Annotated in this window: 16 protein-coding genes; 6 read left to right on the top strand and 10 right to left on the bottom strand. The window is 58.2% G+C overall.

Annotated features, from left to right (window positions below; all coding sequences use genetic code 11):
- Window positions 1-39: 39 nt before the first annotated feature.
- The 6 genes from ACR3EQ_RS21430 to ACR3EQ_RS21405 all read left to right on the top strand — a co-directional run bounded on the left by ACR3EQ_RS21430 (window position 40) and on the right by ACR3EQ_RS21405 (window position 8,359).
- Window positions 40-1,686, top strand: coding sequence for an amino acid ABC transporter permease (locus ACR3EQ_RS21430; protein WP_170611248.1), 1,647 nt, complete (start codon window positions 40-42; stop codon window positions 1,684-1,686).
- A complete protein-coding gene (locus ACR3EQ_RS21425) occupies window positions 1,683-3,656 on the top strand; it encodes a beta-galactosidase (RefSeq protein WP_480441565.1) in 1,974 nt (657 codons plus the stop codon). The genes ACR3EQ_RS21430 and ACR3EQ_RS21425 overlap by 4 nt, the downstream gene beginning before the upstream one ends.
- A gap of 142 nt (window positions 3,657-3,798) precedes the next feature.
- Window positions 3,799-4,923, top strand: coding sequence for an extracellular solute-binding protein (locus ACR3EQ_RS21420; protein WP_170611241.1), 1,125 nt, complete (start codon window positions 3,799-3,801; stop codon window positions 4,921-4,923).
- Window positions 4,924-5,039: 116 nt separating this feature from the next.
- Window positions 5,040-6,152, top strand: a complete 1,113-nt coding sequence (locus tag ACR3EQ_RS21415; protein ID WP_170611238.1) for an ABC transporter ATP-binding protein — start codon at window positions 5,040-5,042, stop codon at window positions 6,150-6,152.
- Between the two features lie 12 nt (window positions 6,153-6,164).
- Window positions 6,165-7,085, top strand: a complete 921-nt coding sequence (locus ACR3EQ_RS21410) for an ABC transporter permease (RefSeq protein WP_170611235.1) — start codon at window positions 6,165-6,167, stop codon at window positions 7,083-7,085.
- The gene (locus ACR3EQ_RS21405) at window positions 7,082-8,359 is read left to right on the top strand and encodes an ABC transporter permease subunit (protein WP_170611232.1); all 1,278 of its coding nucleotides are present in this window, start codon (window positions 7,082-7,084) and stop codon (window positions 8,357-8,359) included. The genes ACR3EQ_RS21410 and ACR3EQ_RS21405 overlap by 4 nt, the downstream gene beginning before the upstream one ends.
- Window positions 8,360-8,397: 38 nt before the next feature.
- Here ACR3EQ_RS21405 and ACR3EQ_RS21400 read toward each other — a convergent pair whose 3' ends face one another.
- From ACR3EQ_RS21400 to ACR3EQ_RS21355, 10 genes are all read right to left on the bottom strand, one after another.
- Window positions 8,398-10,317, bottom strand: a complete 1,920-nt coding sequence (locus ACR3EQ_RS21400; protein ID WP_170815945.1) for a beta-galactosidase — start codon at window positions 10,315-10,317, stop codon at window positions 8,398-8,400.
- Window positions 10,314-11,174 (bottom strand): SMP-30/gluconolactonase/LRE family protein, encoded by an 861-nt coding sequence (locus tag ACR3EQ_RS21395; RefSeq protein WP_480492033.1) that lies wholly within the window; start codon window positions 11,172-11,174, stop codon window positions 10,314-10,316. Before ACR3EQ_RS21395 ends, ACR3EQ_RS21400 begins: the two co-directional genes overlap by 4 nt.
- Window positions 11,171-11,776, bottom strand: a complete 606-nt coding sequence (locus ACR3EQ_RS21390) for a 2-dehydro-3-deoxy-6-phosphogalactonate aldolase (RefSeq protein ID WP_480492031.1) — start codon at window positions 11,774-11,776, stop codon at window positions 11,171-11,173. Before ACR3EQ_RS21390 ends, ACR3EQ_RS21395 begins: the two co-directional genes overlap by 4 nt.
- The gene (locus ACR3EQ_RS21385) at window positions 11,773-12,666 is read right to left on the bottom strand and encodes a 2-dehydro-3-deoxygalactonokinase (RefSeq protein WP_480492029.1); all 894 of its coding nucleotides are present in this window, start codon (window positions 12,664-12,666) and stop codon (window positions 11,773-11,775) included. The genes ACR3EQ_RS21390 and ACR3EQ_RS21385 overlap by 4 nt, the downstream gene beginning before the upstream one ends.
- Before the next feature lie 4 nt (window positions 12,667-12,670).
- Window positions 12,671-13,438, bottom strand: coding sequence for an SDR family NAD(P)-dependent oxidoreductase (locus ACR3EQ_RS21380; protein ID WP_480492027.1), 768 nt, complete (start codon window positions 13,436-13,438; stop codon window positions 12,671-12,673).
- Entirely contained in the window at window positions 13,438-15,144 is a 1,707-nt protein-coding gene (locus ACR3EQ_RS21375) for an IlvD/Edd family dehydratase (protein ID WP_480492025.1), read from the bottom strand. Before ACR3EQ_RS21375 ends, ACR3EQ_RS21380 begins: the two co-directional genes overlap by 1 nt.
- 58 nt (window positions 15,145-15,202) lie before the next feature.
- Complete coding sequence (gene melA / locus ACR3EQ_RS21370; protein WP_170611212.1) at window positions 15,203-16,543, bottom strand: alpha-glucosidase/alpha-galactosidase; 1,341 nt, start codon at window positions 16,541-16,543, stop codon at window positions 15,203-15,205.
- Window positions 16,540-17,388 carry a carbohydrate ABC transporter permease gene (locus ACR3EQ_RS21365; protein WP_170619379.1) on the bottom strand — a complete coding sequence of 283 codons (849 nt, stop codon included), beginning with the start codon at window positions 17,386-17,388 and terminating at the stop codon, window positions 16,540-16,542. Before ACR3EQ_RS21365 ends, melA begins: the two co-directional genes overlap by 4 nt.
- A 1-nt stretch (window position 17,389) precedes the next feature.
- Window positions 17,390-18,313 carry a carbohydrate ABC transporter permease gene (locus tag ACR3EQ_RS21360; RefSeq protein WP_170611206.1) on the bottom strand — a complete coding sequence of 308 codons (924 nt, stop codon included), beginning with the start codon at window positions 18,311-18,313 and terminating at the stop codon, window positions 17,390-17,392.
- A 97-nt stretch (window positions 18,314-18,410) separates the two neighbouring features.
- Entirely contained in the window at window positions 18,411-19,670 is a 1,260-nt protein-coding gene (locus ACR3EQ_RS21355) for an ABC transporter substrate-binding protein (RefSeq protein WP_170611203.1), read from the bottom strand.
- Window positions 19,671-19,793: the final 123 nt, after the last annotated feature.

Genomic DNA, 19,793 nt, shown 5'->3' with positions numbered 1-19,793 from the left:
CGCCGGATCCAACCCCTGCAGAGAGGTCGAAGAAATCCCATGTCCCGCCTCAGCTCGATCCGGCCGAGCAATCTTGTATTGCTCGCCGCGGCTCCGTTTATCATCTATCTCTTTGCAACGTCTTCAAAATATCTGCGATCCCTGATTGCCATTCTGGGTATTGGCAACAATGCAGGCGCGATCTTTGTCGGGTTCCTGCTGATCCTGACAGTGGCCGCGCTGGGTTATCTTTGCGCCCGCAACGCCCGGTTTCAGACGGTCGCGCCCTTGTGGTTGCGCGGTGCGGCCTTGGCGGCATTGCCAGCGGCCGCAGCGCTGGCGGTTCTGGGCTTCGTGGCCCCACAAATTTTGATGCCATTTGCCGAATCCGTGTTCTTTCACTCACTCAGCGAAAACACGTCAGCACTGATCGACCGATCAGAACAGACATGGGTACTGTTCCCGGAAGTGGTTCAACAGGTTCAGAGCGGTTTGCAGGTACTGCTTTGCGTCTATGCGGCTTTGGTGGCCGTGATCCTGATTTCGCCAAACCTGCCACCTGCCATGCGCGGTTATGTCCGGTTGGGGTTAGAGATTCTTACCGGTGCCGCACTGTTTTATCTGATGTTCATGGCGCACTGGCAGTTTGCGACCGGTGTCGCAATCACCTTCCGGGCGGCAATATTTGCCTATATCTTTGCCGCGATCCTGGGGCTGATCTGGGTCGGATTGCAGTCTTTCAAGCCCAAGGCCAGAACAACGATGGTCTATGGCTCGATCAGTCTGGCCCTGCTGGCAGCCTCGGCCTTTTTCTTCATGCAGCCGCAGGTCAGCTATGAACTGATCGGTACAACCGAGGCCCGCATTGCCATTGTGCGCGGTACGCCGCAGGCGCAGGCAGACATCATTCGGTTTGGCGAATTCGAGGGCGGCGAAGGTCAGCAATATCGCATTCGCAGTGCACCGGATGCCGTCAGCGCGCTGGATCAGATCGAGTCCGTGGACAGCGTGTCGGGTGCCTTTGTTCCCGCCGGGACAAATACCAAAGGGTACCCGGTGATCTGGCAGACCAGCTTTTTGCCCGACAAATACCGAAACCCGGCGCTGGCCTTTGCGGTTTTCGGCTTTCTGCTTCTGACCCTGACGATAGGTGGGGCGCAGCACAAACTGCATCCTCTTGCGGTCGGGGCCGAGTTCTTTGTGGACACGATCCGGGGCATACCGATGCTGGTGATCATCCTTTACATCGGTCTGCCGCTGGCGGGCGCGGTAAAGGATGCCACTGGCGGCGGCATCGACATGACCAATATGACCCGTGGTATCATCGCCATTTCGGTGGGCTATTCGGCTTATATGGCCGAAATCTTCCGGTCCGGCATCGAGGCCATCCCACGAGGACAGATCGAGGCGGGCGGATCATTGGGCCTGTCGCGCTGGCAGACTGCGCGGCTGATCATTCTGCCGCAAGCGCTGCGGATCGTGACCCCCCCATTGGGCAATGAATTCATCGCCATGATCAAAGATACGTCATTGCTGTCAATTCTGTCGGTGCGCGACATGACTCAGCGCATGCGCGAGTTTCAGGCCGCCAGCTTTCTGCCTTTCGCTCCGTTCAACACTGCGGCCATTTTGTACGTGGTCATTACCCTTGGCTGCGCCAGTTTCCTGAAATGGATCGAGCGGCGGACCGCAAGAGAAAACAGATGAGTAAACTGGAACTTGGGGTCTGCTATTACCCGGAACAATGGGACGCGTCGCAGTGGCGTGACGATGCTGCGCGGATGGCGGACATGGGGCTGGACTGGGTGCGCATTGCCGAGTTCACGTGGGGTCTGATCGAGCCTGAGCGCGGGCGGTTCAAATGGGGCTGGCTGGACGAGGTGATTGGCATTCTGGGCGAGGCTGGCTTGCGCGTGATGATGTCCACGCCCACTGCCGCGCCGCCGAAATGGTTGATTGATCAGCATCCTGAGATCCTTCCTGTGGGTCCGGATGGCCGGGTGCGCGGGTTCGGATCGCGCAGGCATTACTGTTTCTCCAGCGATATTTACCTGGCTGAAGCCAGCCGGATCGCCACCGAATATGCCCGCCGTTACGGGCAGAACCCCCATGTTCACGCCTGGCAGATCGACAATGAATACAATGACCACGATACCGTTCTCAGCTATTCGGACGCGGCGCGCCGCGGTTTTCAGCGCTGGCTGGCCGAGCGGTACGCGACGATTGAAAACCTGAACCGGATTTGGGGAACGGTTTTCTGGAGCACGGTCTATTCGGACTTTGATCAGATCGGGCTGCCGAATGGTTTGGTTGCCATGCCCAACCCGACCCATTCGCTTGATTTCGCGCGGTATTCTTCGGACCGGGTGCGGCTGTTCAATCGGACCCAGGTGGATATCCTGCGGCAGTTTTCACCGGGCCGGGACATCACGCATAACTTCATGGCGGGCAGTTTCGAGTTTGATCATCACGCCGTTGGTGCTGATCTGGATATCGTGGGTTTCGACAGTTACCCGCTGGGAAACATGCTGGGTTCGACGCTGACGGACGAGGAAAAGCACCGGTACCTACGCACCGGGGCACCGGATTATCAGGGGTTTCATTGCGATCTGTGCCGAAGTCAGGGAAATGGCCGGATGTGGGTGCTGGAACAGCAGCCAGGTCCGGTAGATTGGGCAGAGAAAAACCCCTCGCCAGCGGATGGAATGGTGCGGCTATGGACGTGGGCGGCCTATGCGCATGGCGCTCAGGCAGTGATGTTTTTTCGGTGGCGCCAGGCCAAGTTCGCTCAGGAACAATTCCATACTGCGTTGCTGAGATCGGATGGCAGCCCGGATCAGGCATCGGTCGAGCTGGCGCAGGTTGCAGCGGAACGCGATAACCTGCCGGAACAAGTCTGTGACAGGGCGCAGGTCGCCATGCTGCTGGATTACGAGTCGATTTGGGCTGCGGACATCCTTCCGCATGACGATGCGTTTCCAAACGCGCAGATCGTGCGTGAATGGTATGCCGCATTCCGGCGGTATGGGGTGGATCTGGATTTCGTGGGGCCGGACAGCGATTTGTCAGGCTATGCGCTGGTTGCATTGCCGCAAAGCATGATCATCACACCCGATCTTGCCGAGAAGCTGAAGAACTGCACGGCAAAATTGCTGATCGGCGCACGGTCTGGCAGCAAAACGCCCGACATGCATACCCCCGAGGGGCTGGCACCCGGACTTTTGTCAGATTTGACCGGACTGCGTGTCCTGCGGGTGGAGTCGCTGCCGGATTTGGCGGCAGAACGCGTTCGCCTGACTAATGGAGAGACGCATGGGTTCACAGGCTGGCGCGAGATCGTGGAGACGGATCAGGACGTTATCGCGCGATTCGAAAGCCCCTACCGCGATGGAAGCCCGGCGGCCGTGCGTTCGGCGCGTGCCACTTACCTGGCGATGATTCCGCGAAAAGGGCTGCTGCACGCGATTGTCGCCGAAACTTTGGACTGGGCAGGAGTAATTGGCAGTGATCTTGGGCCTGACGTGCGCATCACCCGCCGTGGCGACCTGACATTCGCATTCAATTTTGGTGACGTCGCAGTAACATTGCCTGAAGACAAAAGCCGCCGATTTTTGGTCGGACGAGCCAGTATTGGCCCGTGTGACCTGGCCATCTGGCGTGATGGCTCAGTGGCTTAACCAGGTTTTCCAATCGGTTGGCCGACGATCTGGACCTATTATTTTTGTCAACTGTCACTTTTGGCCTGACAGGCTTGCCGCAAAGTTCTAGCCTGCGACTACAAAACAAAAACAAGACGTTCCAACAATGGGAGTACACTCAATGGAAAACCGTAAAACTGTAACACGTCGTACAGTCCTTAAAGGGGCCGGTGCAGCGGCGCTGGCAGCGCCACTATACAGCAAGTCCGCTTTGGCATCTTCGGGTGAGATCAACATCCTGATGTGGTCGGATTACCTGCCGCCGTCCTTCATCGAAGAGTTCGAGACCCTGACTGGTATCAAGGTCAACTACACCGGTATCGGGTCGAACGAAGAAATCATCAACAAGATGAAGGCCACCAAAGGCCAGGGCTTTGACATCATCTCGCCCACCAACAACCGCTCGCTCCAGTGGGAGCCGCTGGAACTGCTGCAGCCGTTTGACATGAACAAGGTTCCGATTGATCTGGTGAACCCGGCGATGGCGAAGATCGGCACGGATGCCTGGAACTTCGGCGATAGTGGCGCGCACTGGCTGCCGCATATCTGGGGCACCGAAGGCATCGCATATCGCACCGATCTGTGGCTGCCTGAAGGCGACGCACCGTCTTATGGCGACGTCTGGTCCGAGGAAAACGCCGGCAAGACCATGGGCCGCGCGCACTCGATGATGCTGGGCGCCGGTCTTTATATGGAGCGTTCCGGTGAGATGGAGCCGGGTTCGGTCTGGGCCGCATATGGCGACGAAGAGACCATGCGCAAAGTCTGGGGTCAGATCGCCGACTGGTGTATCGCGCGCAAGGACCGGATCAAGCTGATCTGGAACGACGCGGACACACAGAAGAACGGTCTTTTGAATGAAGGCGTTGTTGTCGGCCAAACATGGGACGGCCCGCCGCTGGCCCTGAAATCTGCCGGTGAGCCTGTGCACTATCAGGCGCCTGTTGAAGGTGCGATGGCCTGGGTTGACGGTATTTCGATGCCGTCAGGTGCGGCGAATATCGACCAGGTCTATGCATTCATCGACTTTGCCTATCAGGCCAAGCCTGCCGGTGTTGCAATTGACAGCCACGGCTACAACTCGCCGGTGCTGGGTGCCGACCAATATTCGGGCGACACCTACAAGAAGAACTTCGCCGAGGCCTATCCAGGCGACTCGCTGGCCAACCTCAATCCGTGGCCGGCCGAAGCACCTTGGTACGCGGAAACCCGGACCGAGTTCGTCAACAAGTTCAAGAGCGCCTGATCGCCTTGAAATCTGGCCCCTCGCGCTGGCGCGGGGGGCTGTTTCCGTACGCCGCCCCGGTGCGACGGACTGAAATGTGACACGGTCGCGGGCCGTGCTCCAGGGAGATACCAAAAATGAGTGCAGGGGTCGGAGTCGATCTGGAAAACCTGTGGATCCGTTTCGGTGATTTTGTCGCCGTGCGAGATGCAAACGTAAATATCAACGGGGGCGACTTCTTTTCGTTCCTCGGCCCCTCGGGCTGCGGCAAGACAACCATCCTGCGCGCTGTGTCGGGTTTTCTGGAGCCGAGTGAAGGGAACGTCCTGATCGGCGGCAACAATATGCGGGGGATCGGGCCCAACAAGCGTCCTACTGCGCTGATCTTTCAAAACCTTGCCCTGTTTCCGCTGATGAAGGTCTGGGAAAACATCACCTTCTCGATGGAAATCAAGGGCGCCAGCGCTGCCGAACGTCGCAAACGTGCGGACGAACTGCTGGACATGATCGCGCTGCCGGGGCAGGGCGACAAACTGCCCAGCGAATTGTCGGGCGGTCAGCGTCAGCGTGTGGCAATCGCACGTGCCCTGTGTGCCGAACCCGATGTGCTGTTGCTGGACGAACCACTGTCCGCCCTGGACCTCAAGCTGCGCCAGCACATGCGGACCGAACTGCGAGAAATTCAACAGCGTGTGGGCATCACGTTCATCTACATCACGCACGATCAGGGTGAGGCGCTGACCATGTCGGACAACATCGCCGTGATGCGAGCAGGTGTCATCGACCAGATCGCCGACGGTAAAACCATTTACAACGATCCCAATACGGCTTTTGCAGCCTCTTTCGTGGGCGAAAACAACGTCTTCCGCGGCAAGATCAAGCAGGTGATGGGCAATGAGGCCCTGATTTCGACCAACCGCTCGGGTGAGCTGGTTGCACGGATTTCGACCGCCAATCAGGGCAAGATGAAGGAAGGCGACGACGCGATGATGTTCATTCGTCCCGAAGCCTTCGCCATAGCGCCGGACAGTGCAACGGGCAATCATTTCGTCACTGCCCGCGTCAACCACGAAGAATTCGAGGGCAACGTCTTTAACATTTTCACCGAAGGTGAAGGCGGCAAAGAGATCAAAGTGTCGATCCCGAACAACGGACAGTCTTTCGAGGATCACACCGGTCGGAACATCACGCTGGAATACGAGACCCGCAACGCGGTTCTGGTTCCTGCTGGTGAGCTGGCAGCGGAATAAGGGGAAGAACTTATGCCCCGGTTTCTGAAAGAATTTTTCAATCGCAACGGCACCGGCATGGGACTGGCAATTTTGGGTTTGGTGGTCTTCTGGACCATTGGCCTGATCATTTTGCCTCAGCTGTCGATGTTGGACTTCTCTTTCCGTCCAAACCTTCCGCCGCCTGAAATCGGCGGGCCCAAGGACGTTTATACGCTGGAGAACTACAAATACCTGATCTATGGCCCCGAAGGTGGTAGTCAGGATTATAACGTGGTCGATCTGCGGGTGTTCTTTCGAACGCTTGTCGCGGCGGTCTGTGTGACGATCTTCAACCTGATCATCTGTTATCCGATTGCCTATTACCTCGGCCAGACCGAGGGCAATCAAATCCGTATTTTCGCGATCATGTTGATCATTCCATACTGGATCAATGAAATCCTGCGCGCCTTTGCCCTGCGGATTATCTTTGGCGAGACCGGTGTTCTGAATACGCTGTTCGTGGGACTGGGGATCTGGGATACGCCGTTCGACTTCATCCGCAACGATATCGCGCTTTATGCGGGTCTGGGCTATGCCTACATCCTGCTGATGATCTTCCCGATGTATAACGTCATTGAAAGTCTGGACAAAAACCAGATCGAAGCGGCGCGGGATCTGGGTGCGCCCTGGTGGCGGATTCACTGGCGCGTGGTCATTCCATATGCCAAGCCGGGTATCAGTTCTGGCTGTACCATGGTGTTCATGCTGTCCGCCGGTGCGCTGGCCGCGCCACAGATTCTGGGCGGTCCATCGTCGCTGTGGTTCACGCAGCTGATCTATCAGCAGTTCAACGACAACAATGACTGGCCGCAGGGGGCCGCCTACGCCATCGTGCTGCTGGTGACCTGTATCCTGTTCGTTCTGGCGATGATGCGTGTGTTCAAAGTGAACATGGGGGACATCGGGAAATGAATAATTCCTTCCTCCGCATAAGCATCTGGGTCTATCTGGTCATCTTTTTCCTGTACCTGCTGGGCCCGCTGGTGATCATGTCGATTACCGCTTTCAACTCGTCCGGGTTCCCGAGGATGAGTCCGTGGGAATGCCTAACCTTCCAGTGGTTCGGCGAGCTGTTTCAGGATCAGCGTATTCTGAATGGCATCAAGAACTCGCTAATCATCGGTGCCGGAACGGTTGTTCTGTCGGTGGCGATGGGTCTGGCCGGGGCGCTGATGCTGACCCAGATCTGGCCCAAGCTTCGGGCGACCTACTACACCGTCATCATCGCGCCGATCCTGATCCCAGGTGTTGTTCTGGGTATCTCGACCCTGGTCTTTTGGGACAGGATCAACCGGTTTCTGGGCCTGGGGGCTGACAGCTTCCTGTCCAACGGTATCTTCCTGACGGTGATCGGCCAGTCCACCTTTATTGCCAGCTATTGCATGCTGGTGCTGGTAGCGCGTCTGCAGCGCTATGATGTGGCATTGACCGAAGCGGCGCTGGATCTCGGGGCAAGCCATGCCCAGGCGTTCCGCAAGATTCTGTTGCCCTTCATGCGCCCTGCGATTGCGTCGGCGGCAGTGTTGGCGTTCCTCGCTTCGTTCGAGAACTACAACACGACCACCTTCACCTTCGGTGAATACCCGACCCTGACAATCGAACTGGCGCAGAAGGTCCGCTATGGTATCACGCCTGCGATCTCGGCCCTGGCCTTCATCATCGTGGCGCTGACCGTGTTTTTTGCCTTGCTGAACGAGGCAAAGCTGAAACGTCAGGAACTGGTCGCGGCGGCCCGCAAGCAGGCCACAGTTGAGGAATTGGCTGGCAAGATCAAACTGCCCAGCTTCTTTTCAGGCAACACCGCCGCCGTATTGCTGGTTATCTTCTCGGTCGCAACGATCACCGTTGTGGGTACTGCTACGGCCTATAACCCCGCGCAGTGCATTGCCAATGTGAAAGAAGAGAAGCGCCTAGAGGCAGAACAGCGGATTCAGGAGCTGCGCAAGCAGCGCGAAGAACAGCGCAAAAAGCGCGAGGCGGAACAGGCCGAACAGGGCGACGCCCAGCAATCGGCTCCGAAACCGTCGAACAACAGCGGCTTTGGAAACGTGTTCGCGCCAAATACACTGGGCGGAGAGGAGAGCGACGGTGCTTCGGAACCCGAAGAACAGCCCTCGGATTCGAACGGTGGAAGCGGGGGTTTCGGCGGGGCATTTGACCCCAACAGCCTGAACAGCGGCGACTAGACGTAACTCGCCCAACACCAGACCACCGCCCGGACAAGTCAGTCTTGTTCGGGCGGTTTGCGATTTAGGATGATCACATCGCATCCATCAATTACATGGCCGTTCCATTCCACGGGATCAGCGTTGTAGTTAATCAGGATCTCGTGATCCGCAGTTTCGCGGCGGCGCAGGCCACGTGGCATTGGTTGCAAGGACAGGCCAATCTCTTGAGCGGCCAAAGCAATCACGCGGTCCCAAAGGGCCTCGTCCGGAAACCCCGCCAGATACCAAAGCCCATCAGCGCCTTTCAGCGCCGGGGACTTGTCCTGAAACAGAAGCAGATTGGGGGCGTCCCCTGACACGCGGTCGACCCAGTGTTTCGCAGCTCCGCCGCCGACGACCGCGCGGTCAACGTTGGGGGGTAGCGTTTCCACAAGGTCAACATTGCAACTAAGTGCCTTCAGGCCGGGACGGCCTGTCTGGGGTATTTGAAATTCAGATGTGATTGCCCCTGTTCGGGGCCCGAGGATGGCAAGATCACAGCTTTCCGACAGCCTGCTTTCAAACCCGTCATCCAGCGTTGCCAGACCGGGGGCAAGGATCAGCCTGTACTTTTCCGCGGACTTGTCCGCTGAAGTTACGAAATCAACAGACAACCCAGCACGGCGAAGGGCGCAATAGGCCGAAAAAACCAGCCGAAAGTAATCGAAACCGGCACCTTGCGGCTGTGTTCTCCAAGCCCAGTCCGAGGCGTAGTCGAACACGATTGCAACTGGAGCACGCGATGGCCTCACTTCCCCCAATCCGGTCAGAACGTCTGCGGTCTGCCTGACCTCATCCAATGCAGGAGCGGGGCGATTGTCCGGTGTCAACAGACCGGCATGCATCTGTTCCTGCCCGAACGGGGCCTGCCGCCAACGAAAGTAGCTGATCACCTCGGCACCATGGGCAACGGCCTCAAGGGACCAAAGCCGAACCATTCCGGGCAGGGGGGCTGGGTTATAGGGGGCCCAGTTCACCGGTCCGGGCTGTTGTTCCATCACCCACCAGCGCCCGTGACCAACTGCACGATAAAGATCATGGTGAAAGGCCTGCATGTCCGGATCACCCTGCTGCAGAAACGCAGATTTATGATCCTCATCCGCTTCAAGCCTGTCAGACAGAAAACCGATGGGATAGCTGTCCCACGTGGCGATATCGAGGTCTTTGCCCACCGCGAAATGGTCGAATTCCAACACGCGGCCCATGTAGTTGTGCAGCAATGGTGCATCCGTCAGCGGACGCAGTTCATCTACCTGCACCTTATTGAAAGCCGCGACCTGATCAGAACTGAAGCGACGAAAGGCCAGGACATGCGCCGGGTTCGGCTCGGTCACCGTCAGGTTTGGAAGGTCGATCTGGTCGAATTCACTGTATTCCATTGACCAGAACACGTTACCCCAGGCTTCATTCAGCGCGTCTATGCTCGTGTATTCGGCGGCGAGCCAAAGGCGGAAAGCCTGCAAGGCCGCCGGACTGTAACTGATTGTGGTGTCATGACAGCCGTATTCGTTGTCGATTTGCCAGGCCACGATATGAGGATTGCGCCCGTACCGCTCACCCATGATCCGGGCGATGCGGCCGCATTCGTTCGCGTAACCCTTGTGACTGAAGCAATAGTGACGCCTTGATCCAAACTTTCGAGGGTTCCCCACAGCGTCCACTGCCAGCATGTGCGGATGGCGGTCCATCATCCAGCGTGGTGGTGTTGCCGTTGGCGTACCCAGAACAATCTTAAGACCGGCCGAGCCAAGCGTTTCAATCGCCCGGTCCAGCCAGTCGAACTGCAATTCTCCCGGTTGCGGTTCCATCCGGCTCCAGGCAAATTCCCCGATCCGAACCCAATGCAGGCCGGCCTCGATCATGCTTCTGGCGTCATTTTCCCACATTTCCTCGGGCCAATGTTCGGGATAATAGCAAACGCCCAATTCCGGCTTCATAGGATGACCCGATATTCTGCCCTACCCTGACCAGCGCCGCGGGCGGCGAAGGTCATGCCATTGGTGGGTTGTGCTTCGATTACGTCCGCATCCAGACCCTGGCGGGCCGTTGTGCAGAACAAAGTGGTCAGGTCTTCACCACCGAATGCGGGGCACGAGGTGTGGGCGGCCGGAACGGAAACCGCGCGGAGAAAACTGCCCTCGGGACTGTAAACAGCGACACGGCCAGCCCCCCATTGCGCGATCCAGATGTTGCCTGCGGCATCCGTTACGGCTCCGTCAGGGTTCAGACCGGCTTCGCGAAAGTCCAAAAACACCGAGCTGTCGCCAATGGGCCACCCGGTTTTGCCTTCCAGCGCCCAACGCCGGGCCTGCCCGACAGCGGTGTCCGTGAAATACGCGCAGGACCTGTCAGGTGCGAAGCAAATCGCGTTCGAGATTGTCACGTCCGGGACCAGTTGCCGCAATTCACCCCGCCAATATCTGTAGATCGCCCCGGCGCCGTGTTCAGCGTTTTTGCCCATGGTCCCGATCCAGAATCCGCCCCAAGGGTCAGCCCGCCCGTCATTCGAACGTGTCACCGGGTTATCGGTTTCAAGCGGTGTGACCAGTTCCTTTCTGCCATTGCTCAGGCCAAAGCGCCACAATCCCGTTTCCGACGCAATCAGTAACGTGTCGAGATCCACCCAGCCAGCTGCAGAAACATGTTCGGCAAGATCCCAGCTTTTTTGCCCGGATTGATCCCTTGTCATCAGGCACCGGTTAAGGATGTCAAACCAGAACAACTGCTGCCGTTCCGGATGCCAGAGCGGCCCTTCGCCCAACGCGCAGGGACGCTCGTCATAGATTTCGGTCATTCCACGGCCTCATCATACGCCGCCACGATCTTTCCGGCGCGGTCGGCAATCTCCGTGACGCTCATTCCGGGTTTGAACAGGGCTGATCCGATTCCGAAACCGTCCGCGCCTGCCCTGATCCAGTCCCGGAAGTTGTCCGGGCCCGCTCCGCCGACGGCAAATACCAGTGTTCCGTCGGGAAGGACAGGGCGCAACGCTGCCAGTCCTGTGGGACCGGCAAGAATGCCGGGAAACAGTTTCAACCCGGTGGCGCCGGCGCGAAGTGCAGCGAATGCCTCGGTTGGTGTGTAGACGCCCGGCCAGCTTTGCATGTTCAGCGCAACGGATTTTCTGATGACATCCACATCGCAATTCGGGGAAACGATCAGTCTCCCGCCTGCGGCTGCAACTGCCTCGGCCTGTTCAGGTGTCAGCACGGTTCCTGCACCGATAAGAGCGCGACCGCCGAAGGTGGCGGACAAAATGCGGATGCTCTCCAGCGGGTCAGGAGAGTTCAGGGGGACTTCGATCCGGTCGATACCGGCCTCAAGCAGCGCTTGACCAACTGGGACTGCCTCATCCGGGCGCAATCCGCGCAAAATGGCTATGATCGGACGGCTCATGCGGTTTGCCTCGTGAGTTGACGCGCTTGAGCCAGACCTGCCAGTGTTACTAAAGTGGCGTCCGCCGTTTCCACAAACGCACCTTGTAGCTGTAGCGCCTTGGCGTAAACCTCTGATGGTCCTTCCGCGCCAATGATGGCCAGTTGTTGGCCCAGCCAGTAGGGGCGCGTGGCTGCAAGTTCCGCACCGATCAAAATACCGGAAAGGCGCGCGCGCGCCCCGTCCTTGCCCTGGCCATGCAGTAGGTCAGCCGCGCGCAGGCCGAATAGACGGGCCGCCATCTGCTCCGGCTTTGAAAGGGTGTCTGATAAGGCTTCCGCAAAAGCGGCCTCATCCCAGCCGGTGCCAACCGAGTGTTGCAGGACCGATTGCCCCTGAAGCAGATCAAACATTTCGCCGGTCATGAACGTGCGGAAACTTACGACCTCGCCAGCGCTGACCTGAACCCATTTCGTGTGTGTCCCGGGCAAGCAAATCACACCGTCCCAGTTTGGACGTGTTGCCAGAAATCCTGCGATCTGGGTTTCTTCGCCGCGCATGACATCGGCGGGATCGCTCTGTTTTAGTCCCGGCACCACAAACGCGCGAATACTCGGATCAGTGTCCGGCACACGGATTGGCATTTCCGGAAGCGGCGCGGACGGAACCGCAGAGTAGGGGGCCTCGACCCAACCCTGCCGGGCGCCAACCATGCCGCAGGCAACCACATCGGTCGGGCCGGCGCCAAGCCAGCCTCCAATCAGGTCCAGCAGGGCCTGCTGAAAATCGCGCCCCGCAACACGTGACATGCCCCGGTCGGATTGGGCGTGATCCAGTACGGAATCGCCTTGCATTGCCCAGGCGCGCAGATGGGAGGTTCCCCAATCAACCGCGATCCATTCTGTGTTCATGTTCTCACCCCGTAACAACGACGCCGCCATCGACCACCATGCACTGCCCCGTCATCGCGCGGCTGGCGTCCGAAGCCAGAAACAGTGTCGGCGCAATCATGTCGTCCGGTGTCAGGTGTTCTTTCAGACATTGGCGCTCCATATGTGCCGCCAAATCCTCGGGCGTGGCCCACATGTCCAGCTGTTTCTGCGTCAGAACCCAACCGGGGGCCAGCGCGTTCACGCGGATTTTCTGCGGACCCAACTCGCGCGCAAGCGACCTTGTCATCCCCGTGATCCCGGCGTTCGATGTGGTGTAGATCGGATATCCCGCGTTGCCCATCATGTAGCTGATTGAAGAGAAATTGATGATCGACCCGCCGGCCTCCTGCATTTGCCGCGCGGCCTCCTGGCACGCGAAGTAATAAGCCTTGAGGTTTACCTCAATCATCCAGTCCCAGAACTCCGTGGTGGTTTCGGACAGTCCGTGCCGTTTGTCGTTCGCAGCGTTATTGACCAGCACCTTGATCGGCCCGTAAGCCTCGGCGGCTTTTGCCATGGTCGCGTGCAGCAACTCTGTATCGGTGATGTCGCCCTGCAAGAACAACGGTGCGCGCTCGTGCTTCTCGTGCATCTCGTCGACAAAAGCGCTGGCGTCCGAGCGGCCAATGAAGGCAACATTTGCGCCCTGTGCGAGGAATCCGTCGGTCAGGGACGCTCCGACGCCCGATCCGCCGCCGGTGATGAAAACGGACGCGCCGTTGAGGTCGTGGAATGTGGCGGCTTGGGTCATCAGTGGCTCTCTCGGGTCACAAGGCGGGTGTCTTTGCCGACAAGGAAATCAAGGTCTGCTCCCTGATCGGCCTGTAGCACGTGGTCGATATAGAGTTTCGCGTAGCCGCGGGAATAATGGGGGTCGTCCGGTTGCCACGCGGCGCGGCGGGCGTCCAGTTCCTTTTCATCGACCAACAGTTCCAGTTCGCCCTTGCTGGCGGAAACCCGGATGCGCTCACCGGTTTTGACCAAGCCCAGCGTGCCACCGGCCTGCGCCTCGGGGCTGACATGCAGGATGACAGTGCCATATGCGGTGCCGGACATACGGGCGTCGGAAATGCGGATCATGTCGCGCACGCCCTCTTTCACCAGCCTGGCGGGGATCGGCATGTTGCCGACCTCGGGCATCCCCGGATAACCTTTGGGGCCGCATCCTTTGAGGACCAGAATAGTTTCGGGCGTCACCGGCAGATCGTCGCGGTCGATATTGGCCTTTAGGTCTTCGATACTCTCGAAAACATATGCCTCGCCTTCGGTTTCAAGCAGAGCGTCCGTGGCCGCCGAAGGTTTCACGATGGCACCGTTGGGTGCAAGATTGCCGCGAAGAACCCGCAGGCCCGCGGCGGGTTTCACCGGATCGGCAAAGGGACGGATGACGTCTGTGTTGAAGCATTCGGCACCCTCGTAATGGGCGGAAATATCCTTGTTCAAAACTGTTCTGGCCGGGCGCAGAAAGGGTTTGAGCTCGTTCAGAACAACCGGAACGCCGCCTGCGTAACAGAAATCCTCCATCAAGTACTTTCCCGAAGGCATGCAGTTGACCAGCAGGGGAATTTCGGACCCGATCTCGAAATCCTTGAGTGTCAGATCCACGCCAACACGACCGGCCAGAGCCAGCAGGTGGACAACCGCATTGGTCGAACCACCGACGGCGGCATTGGCGAGGATGGCGTTCTCGAAAGCTTCTTTGGTCAGGATGTCCGAGGGTTTGAGGTCTTCGTCGACCATCTCGACAATCCGCTTGCCGGTCATATGCGCCAGCGCCATGCGGCGGGCGTCGACAGCGGGCAGGGCAGCGTTGGTCGGCAGGCTCATGCCCATCGCCTCGACCAGAGACGCCATGGTCGAGGCCGTGCCCATCGTCATGCAAACACCTGCGCTGCGGGACATGCCGGATTCTGCGTTCATGAAATCCTGCAGGGTCATTTCCCCCGCGCGTATAGCCTCGGAGAATTTCCACACGTCGGTGCCGGAACCGATATCCTGCCCGCGATACTTGCCGTTCAGCATCGGGCCCGAGCTGACGACGATCGAGGGCAGATCAACCGAGGCCGCACCCATCAACTGGCCCGGCGTGGTCTTGTCGCAACCGCCCAGCAACACGACGCCGTCGATGCCATAGGCGCGGATAGATTCCTCGACATCCATCGCCAGCAGATTGCGGAACAGCATGGCGGTGGGCTTCATCTGGGTTTCGCCCAGCGACATCACCGGGAATTCGACGGGAAAGCCACCGGCCTCCCAAACGCCGCGTTTCACGCCCTCGGCCAGATCGCGCAGGCCTGAATTGCAGGGTGTCAATTCAGACCAGGTGTTGCAAATGCCGATGATTGGGCGCCCGTCAAAGGCATGATCAGGAAATCCCTGGTTTTTCATCCAGGAGCGATGGATGAACCCATCTTTGTCGAGTTTTCCGTACCAGTGTTGTGAGCGGCGCTTTTTCATTTCTTGTTTTGCTTTTCGTGGTTCGGGTTGGGTTTGAGTATTTGTGAAAAGATGAAGGTCAGGCCGCGCGGGCCGGGCGGCACCAATCGGGAAGCCAGTCGGAATGGGCAGTCAGCAGATCGGTAACCAGGCCTCGGATCTGCCGCAGGTCCAGTTCCGCTGCGGTGTGTGGGTCCATCATGGCCGCGTGATAGATATGCTCCGGGTTCTGCTCGGTCAGGGCGCGGACGGTCAATTCCTGCACGTTGATCTGAGTGCGCATCAGGGCGATCAGTTGTGGCGGAACATCAGCCACAATCGAAGGCTGAACACCGTTGCTGTCCACCAGACATGGCGTTTCCACCGCAGCGCCCAATGGAAGTTGCGGAATCTGGCCGGTGTTTGGCAAGTTGCCGTAGGCCGTATAAGGTTCGTCTGTGATGATGGCGTTCATGAGGTCGGCGGCGAATTCGTGACTGCGGATCACGTCTATGTTGCCCCCATCAGTCAGAGTTTTTGCCTTCTGCTGCCAGTCGGCGATCTGTTCCTCGCACCGGGTCGGGTACTCGTCCAGCGGAATCGAGAACTGCTCGATCAGATCATCGCGCCCGTCCTTGATGAACCACGGAACGTATTCGGCCAGATGCTCGGAGCTTTCCGTGCAGAAATAGCCCAAATGGTCCATCACCTCGTAGCGCACCTTGTTGGGGCAACGCGGCATCAAAAGAGGGGCTTTGGGAAGCTTCCCGGTGGCGTAGCCTTGCCGCAGGGCTGGGTAGAGATCGCGCCCCGCGTGCTCGAGTCGAAGGAAGAAGGCGACGTGATTGACGCCGGCCACCCGGTAGCGGATATCGCTTTTGGGCAAGTCCAGATCGTGGGCCAGTTCCTCGACCGTGTTCTGGACCGAATGGCAGAGGCCCACGTGTTTCAGCGACGGGAATCTTTCCGCCAGGGCCCATGTATTGATGGCCATCGGGTTGACGTATTGCAGCAGCGTCGCGTCGGGACAAAGCTGCATCATGTCCTGCGCCACGTCCCAGAGAACCGGAACGGTCCGTAACCCGCGCATGATGCCGCCAACCCCCAGCGTGTCGGCGATGGTCTGACGCAAGCCATATTGCTTGGGGATCTCGAAATCGGTGACAGTGCAGGGCTGGTATCCCCCGACCTGGAACGCGGTGATTACGAAGTCCGCCCCATCCAATGCTGACCGACGGTCGGTGTGGGTGGACACGGTCGCGCCGGTTCCAACCGAACGGATCATCGCCCTTGCTACGGCCTCGCTTTCCGCCAGGCGCACCGGGTTGATATCCATCAGTGCAAAATGGCTGTCGGCAAGCGCGGGGGTCAGCAGCGCGTCGCCCACTATGTTCTGCATGAAGATCGTGGAACCCGCACCGATAAAGGTGATTTTGGTCATTTGACTGCTCCGAGGGTCAGACCCGCGATGAAGTGTTTCTGCATGAGAAAGAACATGGCCACAGGCGGCAAAGCGGCGACGATCGAGCCTGCGCTCATTAACTGGTAGGCGGCCCGGAACTGAGCGTTGAAACTTGTGATACCGGCTGTCACGGGCTGGCTTTCTGCGCCTTGGGTCAGAACCACGGCCCAGAAGTAGTCGTTCCAGATGAACGTGAAGATAAGGACGCTGAGGGCAGCGATTGCAGGCTTCATAAGCGGCAGAACGACATACCAGAAGATACGCCACTCGCTGATGCCTTCGACCCGGGCGGCCTCGATCAGTTCAAAGGGCAGGGCGCGGATGAAGTTGCGCATGAACAGGGTGCAGAACCCGGTCTGGAAGGCGATGTGGAACAGGACCAGCCCTGTTTTTGTATTGTAGAGACCCAGTTGCAGCGTCAGGTCGCGCACGGGAACCATCAGGATCTGGAACGGCACGAAGTTGCCCGCCACGAACATGAAGAAGATCCAGATGTTTGACTTGAATTTGTAGATCCCCAGCGCAAACCCCGTCATGCAGCTGAGCGCGACCGCTCCGATCACCGTTGGGATGGTGATCATGAACGAGTTCAGCAGATAGCGCGGCATGTCCGAGTTGAAGAATACCTGACCGTAGTTGAACGCGCCTTCAAAGCTGGAGGGCATGCCCCAGTAGTTTGCATTGGTGAAATCCGCTGCCGGTTTGACAGAGAACAGCGCGACGGCCAGCAATGGTCCCAACCACAGAAGCAGCGCCAGTGGCAGCATGGCCTGATAGGTAATCTGCGCCGAGCGGGGTTGTTTTTCGATGGGTTTGGGAAACATCTCAGTGCCCCTTCTCTTCGCGGTACATTGACCAGAGGAAATAAGCGATGAAGCACAGCATGATCAGGAACAGGATGACCGCGATGGCCGCGCCGTACCCCATGCGGAAGCCGTATTCGGACAGGGCGACCTCGAACATGTAGTAAGCCAAGACGCGGGAGGAACCGAAGGGGCCGCCCTGCGTCATGATCGAGATAAGGTCAAAGCTGCGCAGAGCACCGATGATGGTGACAACGAAGGCGATGAAAGTGGCCGGGCGCAGTTGCGGCAGGATGATGTGCCAGAGCATCCGCATGCCTTTGGCTCCATCAAGACGCCCAGCTTCGATCTGTTCGGGGTCAACGGCATTCAAACCGGTGAGGTACAAGATCATGCAATACGCGGTTTGAGGCCAGAGGCCCGCCAAGATGATGCCATAGGTGACAAAACGTTCGTCTCCTAGGACATTCAGCGGTCCGGCGCCAAAAAAACCCAGGAACTCGTTGAGAAGTCCGAAAGTCGGATCGTAGAACCATGTGAAGACGAGGCCCACAACGACCTGAGAGATGACGAACGGGAAGAAGAAAAGCGACTTGTAGAGGCGAATGCCCCAGACCGTTTGGTTCAGGAACAGCGCAATGAACAAGCCGGCGGGAATCGCAGCCAGATACAGGATCAGCCAGATCAGGTTGTTTTTGAGAGAGATGTAAAATGCATCCCGATCAACCCATTCCCAGTACAAATCCTCGTAGTTGCGGAACCCGACATATTCAGCCGCACCAAGACCGTCCCATTCATAAAGCGACAGGTTAAAGGACTGAAACACCGGAATGATCACATAGACCATAAAGAACAGCAGGCCGGGGGCCAGAAACAGCCAGGGCGCGATGCGCTGCTGATTTCTGTGAAACCAGCTTTCCTGTTCGGGGACGTCGACGGCAGACATGCGGATACTCATGGTTTAGGTGGAAGGAGCAAGGCAGGTTGGCACCCGCCTTACACAGGTTCAGGTGCAGGCCGGGCGTGTGCCCGGCCCAACCGGATTAGTTTTCGTAAATGCGCTCACGTGCGCGTTCCAGCTTGGCCAGGATACGGTCCAGATTGTCCGGTTTGACCATGAATTCCTGGAAGCCTTCCATAGACACTTTTGCCATTTCCGCCGGTGCATCCCGGTCCCAGAATTGCGCCACGCCGCCCGGGCTGTTCGACGACAACATCTGGAAGCCCTGCTGGAGGAACTTGTCATCATCCACCGAGGATTGTGCGTTCACCGGCAATTGCCCAAGGTTCGAGCCATTGTTGATTTCGGTCTGCTCTTCCGCAGAGACCACAAAGCGCAGGAACTCACGCGCTGCTTCCTTGTTCGATGCGTTCGCAGGAATGTGGAATGTATCTGTCGGGGCATCTTCAGCCATTTCGACATCAGGGTTGATGGACACGAACTGGTAGAAGTCCAGCTGATCGTCGGTCAAGCCGCCATCCCTTAGCGGCGCGACAGCGAAATTCCCCATCAGATATGCAGCCGCTTCGCCGTTGACCATGAAGGGAAGAGCTTCTTGCCAGCTATAGGTCTGGTGATTGTCGATGAATGCGCCCATGTCGATCAACTGTTTCCAGTTGGCGAAGGTTTGCTTGACCCGGTCGTCTTCCCAGCTGATTTCGCCATTGGCAAGCTGGTTGTGGAAGTCGAAGCCGTTGGTGCGCATATTCAGGTAGTCGAACCAGCCGCCTGCGGTCCACAGGAATTTGGTGCCGATGGTATAGCAGGCGCGGCCTGAGTCGACGATTTTCTGGCAGTTGGCCAGTTCCTCTTCCCAGGTGGTGGGTTCGCTAAGGCCCAACTCATCAAAGATGTCTTTGCGGTAATAAACTCCCCACTGGTAGTAGGTGTAGGGTACACCCCATTGCTTGTCATCGATGGTCATCGCGCCCTTGGTCGAGGCGAGGTTTTCAGCAATCTCAGGCTCGGCCCACAGGTCCGAAACATCCTCGAACAGGCCTGCTTCGACATAAGGCTTCATGCGGTTGGCGGCATACCACGTGGCAACGTCCGGTGTGTCGGCGGTCAGGAAGTTGCGGATTTGCGTCTTATACGCCTCGCGGTCGATCACTGTGGTTTCGATTTCCAGCCCCGGGTGCTTTTCAGCGAAGCGGCCGATCATCGCTTCCATCGTCGCGCGCGGCGCCGGGTTGGATGTGTCCAGGAAAATCCGCAGCTCACCAGTGAGTTCGGCATAGGCCGGAACGGCAAGTGCAACGCTCATGGCCAGCGCGGCCGTTGTGCGCTTGTAGATGGAATGCATGGTTTCCTCCCTTAGCTTCCACATTTAGGTTCCACATAGTGAAACTTAGTTTTATATATTGAAAACTACACATCGACTCGGTTAGTCTTGTCAAGACCCACGTGCTGTCGGCCGTGGGCAAAC

It is taken from the genome of Ruegeria sp. AN11, from assembly GCF_056536005.1.
This window is presented reverse-complemented; position numbering and strand designations above follow the sequence as displayed.

Excerpts from the sequence above, each read along its gene's own strand:
- ACR3EQ_RS21365 (WP_170619379.1), bottom strand. The coding sequence starts at position 17,388 with ATGTTTCCCAAACCCATCGAAAAACAACCCCGCTCGGCGCAGATTACC.
- ACR3EQ_RS21380 (WP_480492027.1), bottom strand. The coding sequence starts at position 13,438 with ATGACCCAAGCCGCCACATTCCACGACCTCAACGGCGCGTCCGTTTTC.
- ACR3EQ_RS21385 (WP_480492029.1), bottom strand. The coding sequence starts at position 12,666 with ATGAACACAGAATGGATCGCGGTTGATTGGGGAACCTCCCATCTGCGC.
- ACR3EQ_RS21430 (WP_170611248.1), top strand. The coding sequence starts at position 40 with ATGTCCCGCCTCAGCTCGATCCGGCCGAGCAATCTTGTATTGCTCGCC.
- ACR3EQ_RS21405 (WP_170611232.1), top strand. The coding sequence starts at position 7,082 with ATGAATAATTCCTTCCTCCGCATAAGCATCTGGGTCTATCTGGTCATC.
- ACR3EQ_RS21375 (WP_480492025.1), bottom strand. The coding sequence starts at position 15,144 with ATGAAAAAGCGCCGCTCACAACACTGGTACGGAAAACTCGACAAAGAT.
- ACR3EQ_RS21415 (WP_170611238.1), top strand. The coding sequence starts at position 5,040 with ATGAGTGCAGGGGTCGGAGTCGATCTGGAAAACCTGTGGATCCGTTTC.
- ACR3EQ_RS21410 (WP_170611235.1), top strand. The coding sequence starts at position 6,165 with ATGCCCCGGTTTCTGAAAGAATTTTTCAATCGCAACGGCACCGGCATG.
- ACR3EQ_RS21425 (WP_480441565.1), top strand. The coding sequence starts at position 1,683 with ATGAGTAAACTGGAACTTGGGGTCTGCTATTACCCGGAACAATGGGAC.
- ACR3EQ_RS21390 (WP_480492031.1), bottom strand. The coding sequence starts at position 11,776 with ATGAGCCGTCCGATCATAGCCATTTTGCGCGGATTGCGCCCGGATGAG.
- ACR3EQ_RS21360 (WP_170611206.1), bottom strand. The coding sequence starts at position 18,313 with ATGTCTGCCGTCGACGTCCCCGAACAGGAAAGCTGGTTTCACAGAAAT.
- ACR3EQ_RS21420 (WP_170611241.1), top strand. The coding sequence starts at position 3,799 with ATGGAAAACCGTAAAACTGTAACACGTCGTACAGTCCTTAAAGGGGCC.
- ACR3EQ_RS21355 (WP_170611203.1), bottom strand. The coding sequence starts at position 19,670 with ATGCATTCCATCTACAAGCGCACAACGGCCGCGCTGGCCATGAGCGTT.
- ACR3EQ_RS21400 (WP_170815945.1), bottom strand. The coding sequence starts at position 10,317 with ATGAAGCCGGAATTGGGCGTTTGCTATTATCCCGAACATTGGCCCGAG.
- ACR3EQ_RS21395 (WP_480492033.1), bottom strand. The coding sequence starts at position 11,174 with ATGACCGAAATCTATGACGAGCGTCCCTGCGCGTTGGGCGAAGGGCCG.
- melA (WP_170611212.1), bottom strand. The coding sequence starts at position 16,543 with ATGACCAAAATCACCTTTATCGGTGCGGGTTCCACGATCTTCATGCAG.